Annotated in this window: 11 protein-coding genes and 3 pseudogenes; 10 read left to right on the top strand and 4 right to left on the bottom strand. The window is 67.6% G+C overall.

Going from position 1 to position 13,936, the window contains the following annotated elements; translation table 11 throughout:
- Positions 1-53: 53 nt before the first annotated feature.
- A complete protein-coding gene (locus ACFLIM_RS05765; protein WP_393162663.1) occupies positions 54-710 on the bottom strand; it encodes a TetR/AcrR family transcriptional regulator in 657 nt (218 codons plus the stop codon).
- 136 nt (positions 711-846) lie between these two features.
- Here ACFLIM_RS05765 and ACFLIM_RS05760 point away from each other — a divergent pair, with 136 nt between their 5' ends.
- On the top strand, positions 847-1,113 hold the full coding sequence (locus ACFLIM_RS05760; protein WP_393162661.1) for a hypothetical protein: 267 nt from the start codon (positions 847-849) through the stop codon (positions 1,111-1,113).
- Positions 1,114-1,423: 310 nt separating this feature from the next.
- Here the strand turns inward: ACFLIM_RS05760 and ACFLIM_RS05755 are convergent, their stop codons facing one another.
- Positions 1,424-2,074, bottom strand: coding sequence for a TetR/AcrR family transcriptional regulator (locus tag ACFLIM_RS05755; protein WP_393162659.1), 651 nt, complete (start codon positions 2,072-2,074; stop codon positions 1,424-1,426).
- Positions 2,075-2,279: 205 nt separating this feature from the next.
- On the opposite strand from ACFLIM_RS05755, the gene ACFLIM_RS05750 reads away from it, so the two are divergent.
- The 7 genes and pseudogenes from ACFLIM_RS05750 (at position 2,280) to ACFLIM_RS05720 (ending at position 8,469) form a co-directional block, all read left to right on the top strand.
- On the top strand, positions 2,280-3,659 hold the full coding sequence (locus ACFLIM_RS05750) for an MFS transporter (protein ID WP_393163288.1): 1,380 nt from the start codon (positions 2,280-2,282) through the stop codon (positions 3,657-3,659).
- A gap of 35 nt (positions 3,660-3,694) precedes the next feature.
- A complete protein-coding gene (locus tag ACFLIM_RS05745; protein WP_393162657.1) occupies positions 3,695-4,432 on the top strand; it encodes an alpha/beta fold hydrolase in 738 nt (245 codons plus the stop codon).
- Entirely contained in the window at positions 4,429-5,214 is a 786-nt protein-coding gene (locus tag ACFLIM_RS05740) for an SDR family NAD(P)-dependent oxidoreductase (protein ID WP_393162655.1), read from the top strand. The genes ACFLIM_RS05745 and ACFLIM_RS05740 overlap by 4 nt, the downstream gene beginning before the upstream one ends.
- Positions 5,215-5,246: 32 nt before the next feature.
- On the top strand, positions 5,247-6,467 hold the full coding sequence (locus ACFLIM_RS05735; RefSeq protein ID WP_393162653.1) for a cytochrome P450: 1,221 nt from the start codon (positions 5,247-5,249) through the stop codon (positions 6,465-6,467).
- Between the two features lie 16 nt (positions 6,468-6,483).
- Positions 6,484-6,774, top strand: a complete 291-nt coding sequence (locus tag ACFLIM_RS05730) for a ferredoxin (protein ID WP_393162651.1) — start codon at positions 6,484-6,486, stop codon at positions 6,772-6,774.
- A pseudogene (locus tag ACFLIM_RS05725) lies at positions 6,771-7,568 on the top strand (MFS transporter); the annotation flags it as partial. The gene ACFLIM_RS05730 and the pseudogene ACFLIM_RS05725, both read left to right, overlap by 4 nt.
- Before the next feature lie 88 nt (positions 7,569-7,656).
- A complete protein-coding gene (locus tag ACFLIM_RS05720; RefSeq protein WP_393162649.1) occupies positions 7,657-8,469 on the top strand; it encodes an MFS transporter in 813 nt (270 codons plus the stop codon).
- Between the two features lie 38 nt (positions 8,470-8,507).
- On the opposite strand, the pseudogene ACFLIM_RS05715 reads toward ACFLIM_RS05720, so the two are convergent.
- Both ACFLIM_RS05715 and ACFLIM_RS05710 read right to left on the bottom strand, forming a co-directional pair.
- Positions 8,508-9,208: pseudogene (locus tag ACFLIM_RS05715) on the bottom strand (transposase).
- A pseudogene (locus ACFLIM_RS05710) lies at positions 9,142-9,850 on the bottom strand (IS5 family transposase); the annotation flags it as partial. The pseudogenes ACFLIM_RS05715 and ACFLIM_RS05710, both read right to left, overlap by 67 nt.
- 594 nt (positions 9,851-10,444) lie before the next feature.
- Between ACFLIM_RS05710 and ACFLIM_RS05705 the strand changes: the two are divergent.
- Together ACFLIM_RS05705 and ACFLIM_RS05700 are read left to right on the top strand one after the other, a co-directional pair.
- Positions 10,445-11,953: a glucuronyl esterase domain-containing protein gene (locus tag ACFLIM_RS05705; protein WP_393162647.1), complete on the top strand. Its 1,509-nt coding sequence runs from the start codon at positions 10,445-10,447 to the stop codon at positions 11,951-11,953.
- A gap of 72 nt (positions 11,954-12,025) precedes the next feature.
- A complete protein-coding gene (locus ACFLIM_RS05700) occupies positions 12,026-13,453 on the top strand; it encodes an arabinofuranosidase catalytic domain-containing protein (protein ID WP_393162645.1) in 1,428 nt (475 codons plus the stop codon).
- Positions 13,454-13,936 lie beyond the last annotated feature (483 nt).

Raw genomic sequence — 13,936 nt, 5'->3', positions numbered from 1 at the left:
CCTTTCCTTGGATCTTGCTCTTCTGACAGCGCTGCCGCGTGGCGGCAGGCCGGTCAGGGGCGATGTGTCATGGTGGCCTGCCAGAGTCCGACGATCGCGTCGATCAGGCTGGCGGCAAGGTCGTCCCAGCTCGGATAGAGGGTGAGTGCGCCCTCGGCCAGGGCGCGCTCCCGCTCGACGCAGATCTGCGCGATCAGGTGACGTGCCATGACCGATCGTTCGTCGCGCACGGAGGGTGGTAAGCCGGGCAGGCACTGGTGCAGGCCGACCACGAGCATCTGCAGCGAGGCGGACGTGAGCGCCTGCTCGATCATGATCTCGTGGAGGGCGGGGTCGCTGGTCACTTGAACGCAGAACCGCGCGTACCACGTAGGGCTGCCCAGGTCGGCTAGATGCCCGGTGAACGGGCGTACCAGACAGGCCACCCAGTCACGGACGTCCGTGGAGCCGGCGGCGTCGGCGACCATGGTCACCCTCAGCTGCTCCATCTGGTCGGTGTGCTTGCGCGCGATCGCGCGGACCAGGTCGGCCTTCGTGCCGAAGTGGTAGCCCACCGCAGCGCTGTTGCCCTGCCCCGCAGCCTCGCTGATCTGGCGGTTGGACACCGCATGGATCCCGCGTTCGGCGAACAACCGCTCCGCCGTGGCCAGGATCACGTCTCGCGTCGCGCTTCCCCGCTCCTGCCGCATCGTCTTGACCACGATCGTCATCACCTCATCAGGACGCCGCCCTGCCTCTGGCCAGTAGGCCTGTCACACCACTCAAGTAAATCATATGATTGACTTGAGTCAAGCACATGATTTACTCGAACCTAAATCGCTCATCCGGCCAAACGGAGGGGTCCTTGTGAGCAAGGTCTGGTTCATCACCGGTTCTTCGCGCGGTCTCGGCCGCGAGTTCGTCCGTGCGGCCCTGTCACGCGGCAATCGGGTCGCGGCGACCGCCCGTGACATCGACTCCCTGAAAGACGTAGCGGCCGCGCACGGCGCGGCGATCCTGCCGCTTCGGGTCATCTTCGGCGCACACCCGTACCAAGCCGCCCGACAGCTCTACGCCGAGCGCCGCGACTCCTGGGCCGAGTGGGCCGAGCTGTCCAGGCAAGCCCAAGGCTGAGGACCGCCCGTGATTCGTTCGATTCCCTGCAAGAAGATCATTCAGCAACGAGTCGGACATGTTCAGGAATCCCATCGGCAGCGCGCTCCCGCAGTCCGGCGGGGCGCACCTGCAGTGGCGCCGCCTGAGCAGCAAGTGGTTCACGATGAAGCGGATGACCGCTCTCCGGCCGCGCATCCAGGCGATGGCCGACCAGCTCATCGACGACACGGGCAGGCAGGGTCACCCGGCGGACCTGAAGCGGGTCCGCCGTGATCCTGCCCGTGCGGCACCCGACCTGAACCGTCCTGGCCCTTGGTCGACGGGACCGTCACGAGCGGGGCGTCACCTCGGCCTGCAACAGCCCGACGATCGCGTCGATCAGGCTGGCGGCAAGGTCGTCCCAACTCGGCTGGAGGGTGGAGGTGCCCTCGGCGAGGGCGCGTTCCCGCTCCACGCACATGTGCACCATCACATGACGCGCCATGGCCCAGCGTGCCTCGCGCACGTCGGCCGGCAGGTCCGCCAGGCACCGGTTCAAGCCGTCCACGAGCAACCGCAGCGAGGGTGATGGCAGCGATTCCTCGACCGTGATCTGATAGAGCGCCGGATCGGCCATCACCTGGGCGCGGAACCGGGCGTACCAGGTGGGAGGGCCTTGGGCCTCCAGGTGCCGGGTGAATGGGCGCACCAGGCAGGCCACCCAGTCGCGGACGTCCGTGGAGCCGGCGATGTCGGCGACCATCCACACCCTCAGCTGCTCCATCTCCTCGGCGTGCTTGCGTGCGATCGCGCGTACCAAATCAGCCTTCGTGCCGAAGTGGTAGCCCACCGCGGCGCTGTTGCCCTGCCCTGCGGCCTCACTGATCTGACGGTTCGACACCGCATGCACACCATGCTCGGCGAACAGCCGCTCCGCCGTGGTCAGGATCGCCTCTCGCGTCGCGCTCCCCCGCTCGGGCCGCACAGTCCTGCCCACCATCACCCTCTCCTCCTCCATGTCGGCTATCACCGCATCGTAGGCAATCTCACACTCAGCCAAGTCAATCATATGGTTTAATTGAGTCAATCGCACAGTTTATTTCCCTCGGCCACTCTCACGTAACTGTCCAGATGGAGGCTTTGTCGTGTCCCAAGCCCTTGCCAGCCCCGCCCGCCCCACGGCGCCCGCCCCGGCGCGGTCGGGCGTGATCGTGGCGGTCCTGGCCTTCGCCGGGATCGTGACGGCGTCGATGCAGACCCTGGTGATCCCGCTGGTCCCCAGACTCCCGTCGCTCCTGGGCGCCTCCGCCTCCGACGCCACATGGGCGGTGACCGCCACCCTGCTCGCCGCAGCCGTGGCCACCCCGGTCGTGGGGCGGCTGGGCGACATGTTCGGCAAGCGCCGCATGTTGCTGATCAGCCTCCTCCTGCTGACGGTCGGCTCGGCGATCGCCGGCCTGTCCACCGATCTGACTCCGATGATGGTCGGACGGGCGTTGCAAGGACTGTCGGCCGGCGTCATCCCGCTCGGCATCAGCATCATGCGCGACGAACTGCCTGCCGAACGTCTCGGCGGGGCGACCGCGACCATGAGCTCTTCCATGGGGGTCGGCGCCGCCATCGGGCTGCCCGCCGCCGCGCTCATCGCCGACCACGCCGATTGGCACGTGCTGTTCTGGATCTCGGCCGGGCTGGGCGCCATCGCCGCGGTCCTCGTGCTCACCCTCGTGCCGGAATCCCGGGTACGTACGGGCGGGCGCTTCGATCTGATCGGCGCCGCCGGGCTGTCGGTCGTCCTGGTGTGCCTGCTGCTGGGCATCTCCAAGGGCACCGACTGGGGCTGGGGCAATGGCCGCACCATCGGCCTGCTTGTGGCGGCCGTCGTCGTGCTGCTGATGTGGGGCTGGTGGGAGCTGCGCACCCGGCAACCGCTGGTGGACCTGCGTACCAGCGCCCGCCGTCAGGTGCTGCTGACCAACCTCGCCTCCGCCATGTTCGGCTTCTCGATGTTCGGCATGTCGCTCGCGCTGCCGCAACTCCTGCAACTGCCCACCGCTACCGGCTATGGACTCGGCCAGACCATGTTGGCCGTCGGACTCGTCATGGCGCCCCAGGGCCTGGTGATGATGCTCGTCTCCCGGCTGTCGGCCCGCATCTCCGCCGCCCAGGGCCCGAAGGTCACCCTGATGCTCGGGGCCGTCGTGGTCGCCGCCGGCTACGGCCTGAGCCTCGTGCTGATGTCGGCCATCTGGCAGCTCGTCCTGGTCTCCTGCGTCATCGGCGCCGGCGTCGGATTCGCCTACGGCGCCATGCCCGCCCTCGTCATGGGGGCGGTCCCGGTGACCGAGACGGCCGCCGCCAACAGCCTCAACACCCTCATGCGCGCCATCGGCACCTCCGTCTCCAGCGCGGTGGCCGGTGCCGTCCTGGCCCACCTGACCATCACCCTCGGTGGCACCGCTCTGCCCTCCCAGAACGGCTTGCGCGTGGTCCTTGCCATCTGCGCGGGCGCCGCCCTCCTCGCCCTGGCCATCGCCGCGTTCCTGCCCCGCCGGCGCTCCCCCATCGGCGGTACGGCCCACTGATGACGCCTCTGACGTCCCCACAAAGGAGAACACCCTTGGCCACATATGTCCTCGTCCACGGCGGAGCGCACGGCGGCTGGTGCTACCAGCGCGTCGCCCGGATCCTGCGGTCTGCCGGGCACGACGTGTACACCCCGACGATGACCGGCGTGGGCGAGCGGGCCCACCTGCTGCGCCCGGACATCGACCTCGACTTCCACATCAAGGACATCATCACGGTGCTGGAGTACGAGGACCTGCGCGAGGTGATCCTTGTCGGCCACAGCTACGGCGGCATGGTCATCACCGGCGCCGCCGACCGCGCCGGCGACCGTATCGGCCACCTGGTCTACCTCGACGCCGCCACCCCGATCAACGGCCAATCCCTCGCTGACGTCTCCCCGGCGCAGATGCGGGCCGCCCGCGACGCCGGCCGCGTGGTCGACGGCGTCGAACTCGTCCTCTGGCCCGGCACCGAACCGATCCCGCATTACGGAGTGACCGACCTGGATGACATCGCCTGGATGACGCCGAGGCTGACACCACACCCGTACAGGTGCTTCGAACAGCCGCTGCGCCTGACCAACGAGACCGCGCTGTGGGACATCCCGCAGACCCACATCGTCTGCACCGCGACCCTCCCCCACCGCGACCCCGCCCGGATGGCGAAGGCCAGCGCGGCGGGCCGGGTCTGGGACATCGACACCGGCCACGACCTGATGATCACCGAACCCAAGGCCGTGGCCGACCTGCTCCTTCGCCTACTCGAATCTCAGAAAGTGGAGCTCACATGACAATCGCCGATCAACTGACCGGCTCACATCGTCGACCAGGAGGGTTGCTCCAGGACAAGGTCGCCGTAATCACCGGAGCGGGTGCGGGGATCGGTCAGGTCTGCGCGGCGGTGTTCGTCAACGAGGGCGCGAAGGTGCTCGCCGCCGACCTGAGCGGCGGGCAGGAGGAGACGGCCGCCGCGCTCGGCCCGTCGGTGAGCCCGTTCCGCGTCGACGTACGACGCGAAGAGGACATCGAGGCGATGTTCGCGCGCGCTGCGGAGGTGTTCGGGCGCGTGGACATCCTGGTGCATGTGGCCGGCATCCCGGGCAACCGTCGCGGCCCCGAGATCACGGCCGAGGAGTACGACGACCTGACCTCGGTGCACCTGCGGGGCACGGTGCTCTGCAACAAGCACGCCGTACGCGCGATGCTGCCCACAGGCGGCGGCGCCATCGTGAACTTCTCCTCCGCCGCCTCACTGAACGTCGACGAGCGGATCTCGATGGTCTATTCGGCGGCGAAGGCCGGCGTCAACTCCATCACCAAGGCCATCGCCGTCCAGTACGGGCCGCAAGGCATCCGCGCCAACGCGGTGGCGCCCGGCTTCACGCTCAGCAAGAAGAACTTCGCCGCGCCACCCGAGATCATGCGCGAGCTGAGCGGCAAGGCGGCGCTGGGCCGTGCCGGACAGCCGGAGGAGCAGGCCCATGTCGCGGCGTTCCTGGCCTCGGACCTGGCTTCTTTCGTGACCGGAGTGGTCGTGCCCGTCGATGGCGGCTGGTCCGCGAAGCTCGCCTGAACCCATCCATCGCAATCTTTCGAGGAGGAACAATGACAACAATCCCGGAGTACGACATCGCCAGGCAGGCGACGTGCCCGCTGGACCCGGCGCCCGCGATGCGAGCGCGGCAGGAGGAGGGCCCGCTGACCCGGGTCCGGCTGTGGGACGGCAGCACCCCGTGGCTGGTGACCGGCCACGCCGAGCACCGCGCGCTGATGGGCGACCCGAGGGTCAGCGTCGAACCCATGCGGGGCATTCCGCGGCTCTCCCCGGCGGAGGCCGCGTCGATGGAGAGCATGACAAAGGAGGGCTCGCGCGGCATCGGCTTCATCATGATGGACGATCCCGATCATGCCCGGCTGCGGCGCATGGTCACCTCCGCGTTCACCATCAAGCGGGTGGAGGCGATGCGGCCGGCCACGCAGGGGATCGCGGACGAGCTGATCGACAAGCTGCTCGCCGGCCCGAAGCCCGCCGACCTCGTCGAGGCGTTCGCGCTGCCGCTGCCCTCGCTGGTCATTTCCAACCTGCTCGGCGTGCCGTACGACGACCACGACTTCTTCCAGGCCAACAGCAGGATCATCATCAACCGCAACTCGACTCCGGAACAGCGGGGACAAGCCCAGCAGCGGCTGGCCGGGTACTTGGACGGGCTGCTCGGCGAGAAGCTTGCCAACCCCGGCGACGACCTGCTCTCCGGGCTGGTCGAGCGGGTCAAGGTCGGCGAGCTGTCCCGGCCGGAGGCCGCCCAGATGGGGGTGCTGATGCTGTTCGCCGGGCACGAGACCACCACGAACATGATCACACTGGGTACGCTGGCACTGCTGCAGCACCCCGAGCAGCTGGCCCTCCTGCGTGAGAGCGACGACCCGAAGCTGGTCGCCTCGGCGGTTGAGGAGCTGCTGCGCTACCTGACGATCACCCACGGCGGGCTGCGGCGGGTCGCCCTGGAGGATATCGAGATCGCCGGCCAGGTCATCAAGGCCGGCGAGGGGATCGTCGTGGTCAACGAGATCGCCAACCGCGACCCGTCCGTCTTCCCCGACCCGGACAGGCTGGACCTCCAGCGCAACGCCCGGCTCCACGTGGCCTTCGGGTACGGGATCCACCAGTGCCTGGGACAGCCGCTGGCGCGGATGGAGCTGCAGGTCGCCTACCTCACCCTCCTGCGGCGGATCCCCACCCTGGCGCTGGCCGCCGGGGTGGAGCAGATCCCGTTCAAGCACGACGGGTTCGTCTACGGGGCCTACGAGCTGCCCATCACCTGGTGACATCGAGGAGCACATCGTGAAGATCATCATCGAACAGGACAAGTGCGTCGCGTCCGGGCAGTGCGTGCTGGCCGCCGAGGACGTGTTCGACCAGCGCGACGAGGACGGGATCGTGGTGCTGCTGAACGACGACCCGTCGCCCAAGCGGCTCCCAGATCCTGCGGGACTTCCCCGCTACATCCACCTGGCCGAGACCGGCCAGCTCGACCTCGCCTCGATGGTGTCCAAGCGCATCACCCTCGACCAGGTCAACGAGGGGATCGAACTGCTCGAACGAGGAGAGGGCGTCCGCACTGTGATCGTGTGACCCCCGAAGACCCGTTTCTCCGCGGCGGCCGGCGATCCCGGCCGCCGCGATCCCATCTCTCTGGAGCCCCCGTGAAAACCACCACCGCGACGAACCAGTCCGCGGACGCACCACCCCGTGCCCAACGACACGTCCTCGTGGCACTCAGCGGCCTACTCCTCGCGCTCTTCGTCGCGACGCTCAGCAGCACCGTGGTCACGACCGCGCTGCCAAAGATCATCGGCGCGTTGCAGGGCACGCAGACGCAGTACACCTGGATCGTCACCGCGACCCTGCTCACCACGACCGCCACCACCCCCATCTGGGGCAAGCTGGCCGACCTGTTCAGCAAGAAGACCCTCGTGCAGGCCTCCGTCGCCGTCTTCGTCCTCGGCTCGGTCGCGGCGGGACTGAGCCAGGATCCCGGCCAGCTCATCGCCGCCCGCGCGGTGCAGGGCGTCGGGGTCGGCGGCGTGCAGGCGCTCGTCCAGATCGCGCTCGCGGCGATGATCCCGCCCAGAGAACGCGGCCGCTACAGCGGCTACCTCAGCAGCGTCACGGCCGCCTCCACCATCGGCGGGCCGCTGCTCGGCGGCCTCATCGTCGACACCTCGTGGCTGGGCTGGCGCTGGTGCTTCTTCATCGGCATCCCGGTCGCCGCCGTCGCCCTGGTCCTGCTGCAGAAAACGCTGCGCCTGCCCATCATCCGCCGCGACAATGTGAAGATCGACTACCTGGGCGGGACCCTGATCGCCGCGGGCGTCAGCGTGCTGCTCATCTGGATCTCCTTCGTCGGCGACTCCTTCGCGTGGGCGTCCTGGCAGACCGCCGCCATGCTCGCGGGCACGCTGGTGCTGCTCGCCGTCGCCCTGTGGGGTGGAGACGCGCGCCGCCGAGCCCATCGTGCCGCTCGGCATCGTCAAGCAGCGCACCACGGCCCTGGCCATCATGGGAAGCCTCGCCGTCGGCACCGCCATGTTCGGCTCCGCGGTGTTCCTCAGCCAGTACTTCCAGGCCGGCCGCGGCTACACCGCCACCCAGTCGGGCCTGCTGACCATCCCGATGATGGGCGGCATCCTGATCTCCTCCATCCTCGCCGGCCGGATGATCAGCAGGAGCGGAAAGGTCAAACCGTTCATCGTCGCCGGCACCACTCTTCTCGCGGCCGGGTTCGCCGGGCTCGGCCTCATCGACCACACGACCTCACTCATCTTCATGAGCGTGGCCATGCTCAGCGTCGGCCTCGGCGTCGGCATGACCACGCAGAACTTCATCCTCGTCGTGCAGAACGCCGTCCCCCTCAAGGACATCGGCACGGCCAGCTCCACGGTCGCCTTCTTCCGCTCCCTGGGCGGCACGATCGGCGTCTCCATACTCGGCGCCGTCCTGGCCCGCCACGTCAGCAGCCGGATCACGCACGACCTCACCGCCGCGGGTCTTCCCGCCTTTGGCAGCGAAGCCCACGGTGTGAACGTGCCGCCCGCCGTCCAGGAAATCGTCCGCGCCGCCTACGGCGACGCCACCGGGCTCATCTTCCTCATCTGCGCCGCCGTCGCCGCCCTCGGCATCCTCGCGGCCGTCCTGCTGAAGCCGGTCACGCTCCGTACCAGCCTCGACAAGCCCGGCGTGGCCCGATCCGTGGCCATCGCCACCGAAGCGGTGGACGGAGCCGCCACCCTTGATCAAACGGCTCTCACCTCCGAGCGAGACGATTAGTGGGTGTTTGATCCTGCGAGTTTCGTCTCGCTCGGAATTCAGGTGTTTCGCCAGGTAGGGGTGGATTCACGGGTGAGGCGGCGGGTCATGAGGGCGATCATGGCGATGTGGATCACGGCTTCGGAGTGGGCGGGTCGGGTCTCATAGTCGCGGACCAAGCGGCGGTGGAACATCAGCCAGCCAAGCGTCCGCTCCACTACCCAACGCCGTGGCAGGACGGTGAATCCCCTGGTCGCGGGGTCACGGCGGACGACTTCGAGGTCGATGCCGAGGGTCGCGCTACCTTCGATGACCTTGGTGCGGTAGGCGCTGTCGGCCCAGATCTCGGTGAGGGTGGGCTGGGTGGCGGCGCCGTCGGACACGCTGGCGGCGGTGACCAGGACCGCGATGAGCAGGCCGAGGGTGTCGGTGACGATGCTGCGCTTGCGGCGATCTTCTTGCCGACGTCGTAGCCCTTGCTGGTGGCGGGAACGTTGGCGGAGGTCTTGACGCTTTGAGCGTCGATCACGCCGGCGCTCGGGTCGGGATTGCGCCCGTCGGCTACGCGTACTAAGCGCCGCAGCAGGCCGTTGAGCTGGGCGAAGTAGATGGCATTCAGGATGTCGCGCAGGTCGTGCTCGCAGGGGCGTCCGATGTCCAGGCCCTTGCCGCGGTGCTCGGCGCGCCAGTTGCTCAGTATGGGCTCGATGAGAGCCCAGGGGGCGTCGGACAGGTCGCTGGGATATGGTCGGGTATCCAGATGATCGCGGCAGCAAGCGTCATGAACGCCTCGTGGATGTCGTCGCGGACCTCCAAGCGGATGCGCAGGCGGCGGAACCGGTGCAGGAGCGCAATCGTCCGCTCCACCACTCAGCGGTGGATGCCCAGGCCGGACCCGTGCGGGGTGCCACGCCTGGCGATGATGGGGTTTGATACCGGAGCACCAGACCAGGCGGCGGTACTTTGTCGTGGTCGTAGCCCCGGTCGGCGTACAGGCAGGCAGGTCGCTTACGGGGCCTGCCGATGCGGCCGCGCACCGGTGGGATGGCCTTGATCAGCGGCAGGAGCTGGGTGACGTCGTTGCGGTTGCAGCCGGTCAGCGAGACGGCGAGGGGGATCCCGTTGTCGTCGGTGATGACGTGGTGTTTCGAGCCCGGCTTGGCACGGTCGACCGGGCTCGGGCCGGTTTTGGGCCGCCCTTGAGCGCCCGGACGTGCGAGCTGTCGATCATCGCCTTGGACCAGTCCAGTTGGCCGACGGCGTGCAACTCGGCGAGCAGGAGCTGGTGCAGGCGGTCCCAGACACCGGCGACGTGCCAGTCACGCAGCCGCCGCCAGCAGGTCATCCCCGAGCCGAACCCGAGTTCCTGCGGCAGGAACTCCCACGGGATCGCGGTGGAAAGCTCGTGCCCCGCCTCTGACACCGGTGGAGGTCAGACATACGCGGCACGAGTACCCATCCCCACATCAATGCCGGGACGCTGCGATAATTTCGGTGATCAGCCCCGATCGTTACGCGTGAACCTTTCACGTTTCACAGAAGCGCCCGAAGGCGCTGACGACACAAGCCCCAGGTGACGGCGGGAAGGCAAGCCGGAGCATGGCACCGGTGTTCTGGGCGCGTTGACGGGGCCCATCCGCATCAGGTTGGATCCGCCGCACGAAGGACTAGCCGCCTCAGCGAAAAGGAGAACACCGGATACTCACCAATGTTAGCGCTAACATCTTGCCACTCTCGTCAGCTTGATGGCCTGCGCTCCCCAAATAGAGAAGGGAAACCGGTATCTCATGACGAGCATGACGCGCCAGTTCGGCGTCATGGGCGCAGGGCTCCTTGGCCAACGTGTCGGCGCCTCTGGGGACCACGACCACGCGTGCCGCTTGGGCCAGCGGATCAACCCTTATAGGACGTCGATGCTTTCCGGCCGCTCCCCGAAATCACATGAGGAGGATTCTCGATGAGAACGTTAACAAAGCTCACTCTTAGTGCCGCGACGGTGCTCTTGGGATTGGCCGGATTCGCCGTGCCCGATGCCGGCGTCCAAGCATTCTCGGCCACCCCTGCCCACGCGGCGGCGGCCTGCTCAGCCCTGCCGGGCAGTCTTCCCGCGCCCGGGTCGCTGCCCACCATCAGCGAACTCCCCGACCCGTTCACATACTGGGACGGCACCCGGATGACCAGCTCCGCCGAGTGGGCGTGCCGCCGGGCACAGCTCAGCGAGCTGATCCAGAACTACGAGTACGGGCACCTGCCGCCCGCCCCGACCAGCGTCACCGGCACCCGCAACGGCACCACCTTGACCGTGACCGTGCAGGCCAACGGCCGTATGGCCGCCTTCAACGCCACCGTGCGCCTGCCCAGCGGCAACGGCCCGTTCCCCGCGCTCATCCTGCTCAACGGACTGGCTGCCAGCGCTACCAACCGTGGCTATGCCGAGGTCAGCATCGACCCCAACAGCATCGCCGCCGACAGCACCTCCAAGACCGGCGCCTTCTGGACCCTCTACAACGGCACCGGCGCCGACACCGGCGTGCTCATGGCCTGGGCCTGGGGCGTCCACCGCACTCTGGACGCCATCAAAGCCGCCGTCCCCCAGATCGACTCCACCAAGGTCGGCGTGTCCGGCTACTCCCGCTACGGCAAAGCCGCCCTGGTCGCCGGCGCCTTCGACGAACGCATCGCCCTGACCGTTCCCGGATCGGGCGGCACCGCCGGCATGGGGAACTACCGCTTCTTCTTCACCGGCAACGCCAACGACGAGAAACTCGAAGACATCCTCGGCGCCGCCTACTGGTTCACCCCGAAGTTCGCCCAATTCCGCAACCAGGCCACCCGGCTGCCCTTCGACCAGAACTCCGTCGCCGCACTCGTCGCGCCCCGTCTGCTGCTGACCACCAACGGCACCGAAGGCTCCGACATCCGCACCAACCCCCAAGGCACCGGCCTGACCTACCGCGCCGCCCAGAAGGTCTACCAATACCTCGACGCCACCGACCACATCGGCATCGCCTACCGCCCCGGTGGCCACCAAATCGATATGAACGACTACAACGCCATCATGGACTTCGCCGACAAATACCTGATGGGCAAGTCCATCTCCCGCACCTTCGACAACGTCCCCTACCCGGCCCCCACCACCGCCCAGATCCCCTGGACCATCCCTACCGGCGGCGGAACCCCCTCACCCACCTCCACTCCGACGCCGGTACCCGGCGCATGCGCGGCAACGATCCAGACGGACAACTCCTGGCCTGGCGGGTTCCAGTCCACCGTCACCATCCGTGCGGAGAACGCGCCTGTCAGCGGCTGGACTGTGCGATGGACATGGCCGGGTTCGCAGACCATCAACAACCTGTGGGGCGGCGTGCAGTCAGGCTCCGGCGCGAACATGACCGTGCGCAACGCGGCCTGGAACGGCTCCATCGCGGCGGGTTCGTCCACGAGCTTCGGTTTCGTCGCCAACGGCTCGGCGGCCACACCGGAGGTCACCTGCACCAGCCCCTGACCGGCCACCATACGAGTGTGATGTTAGCGCTAACAGTCGTCCTGTCCCTGTAGAACACAGCCGGGAGTACTCATGAAGATCCCTCACTTGTGGCTCCAGCTCGCCGCTGGGGTCGCCGCCGCGATCGTCGCGGTCGGCGCGCTTACCGTACCCGCCGCCCAGGCCGCCGCCGGATGCCGCGTCGACTACACGGTGACCAGCCAGTGGCAGGGCGGTTTCGGCGCGAACGTGAACATCACCAACCTCGGTGACCCGGTCAACGGGTGGCGGCTGACGTGGTCGTACCCAGCCGGGCAGACAATCACCCAGCTGTGGAACGGCTCGGTGACCCAGTCGGGTGTCCAGGTCACCGTCACCAACGCCGGCTACAACGGGACGCTGGCCACCGGGGCGAGCACGGCTGTCGGCTTCAACGGAACCTGGAACGGCAGCAACCCCACGCCGACGAGCTTCGTCCTCAACGGCGTGACCTGCACCGGCGGCGTGACAGGTTCGCCCAGTCCTTCCACAAGTCCCTCGCCCAGTCCATCACCCACACCGCCGGTCTCCAGCCTGCCGTGTGACATCTACGCCGCGGGTGGTACGGCGTGCGTCGCCGCGCACAGCACAGTGCGGGCGCTCTACCGCTCCTACACCGGCAACCTTTACCAGGTCAGGCGCTCGTCCGACAACACTACGAAGAACATCGGCGTCCTGAACGCGGGCGGCCTCGCGAACGCCGCGGCCCAGGATTCCTTCTGCGCCGCCACGTCGTGCGTCACCACCGTCATCTACGACCAGTCCGGGCATGGCAACAACCTCGCCTACCAAGGACCCGGTGGAGCCGGTGGCTCTGACACCCCGGCGAGCGCGACCAGGGAGTCACTGACCGTCGGCAGTAACAAGGTCTATTCGCTCTACATCAACGCGGGGAACAGCTATTGGAGGGACGGCCATCTAACAGGAGTGCCGACCGGCAGCGCGCCCGAGGGCATGTACATGGTGACCAGCGGCACGCACGTCAACAATGGCTGCTGCTTCGACTACGGCAACAGCGAGACGACGAGACGAGCCGACGGCCCCGGCGCGATGGATGCGATCTACTTCGGCACGAGCTGCTGGTTCGGCGGGTGTTCGGGATCTGGTCCGTGGGTCCAGGCGGATCTCGAATGGGGACTCTTCCCGGGAGGCAGCACCTCCTGGAACCCGAACCAGAGAGCTTTCACCAACAGGTACGTCACCGCGATGCTGAAGAACAATGGGACGTCGCGGTTCGCGATCAAGGGCGGTAACGCGCAGTCGGGCGGCATGACCACGCTGTGGGACGGTGCGCTTCCCAGCGGATACAGCCCCATGAAGAAGCAAGGGGCCATCATCCTGGGAAGCGGTGGTGACTGCTGCCTTGGCAACACCAACGTGAGCGTGGGGACGTTCTACGAGGGAGCCATGGTCTCGGGTTACCCGACCGACGCGACTGAGAACGCCGTGCAGGAAAACATCATCGCCGCCGGCTACCGCTAGGCGGTGCGGCCCGCCACGGCATGCACGACGGTGGCGGGCCGCTGCGCACCACCGATCAGCGGGAAACTGTGTCATTCCGCACATCGTGACGGAGTTGAACTCCCGGTCGAGGGTGGCGGCATACTCCGCCTCGGAGAGCCGGGTGGCGGCCACGGCCGCGGCGAAGGAGCGCCTCTTAAAGTGCCGTTTATCCGTAATGGTGCTCGCAAATTGCGGTCCCTAGGGAGCTGATGATTGGTGAAAGTTTCATCCGCCCTCCCCCTGTACGGATTGAATACGGCCAGTTGAGAGACGGCGGAACCGATGCCGACGATCCGCGTCACTTGACCGCGCCAGGTGGCCCGGGGTTGTGTCCCTCATGCGATCGCCCGCTCACCGGTGAACGGAGAGCCGACTGTCACGGCGCTCTGTCTGTTAGCGCTAACAGACACCGAACGATCTTTCACTGGCCAAGCCCACGACGTCCAGCGTCGAGAAAGGAAC

Source organism: Nonomuraea marmarensis (genome assembly GCF_043197025.1).
Classification (GTDB): domain Bacteria; phylum Actinomycetota; class Actinomycetes; order Streptosporangiales; family Streptosporangiaceae; genus Nonomuraea; species Nonomuraea marmarensis.
Note: the sequence above shows the minus strand (reverse complement) of the source record. Positions and strands in the feature narration are given on the sequence as shown.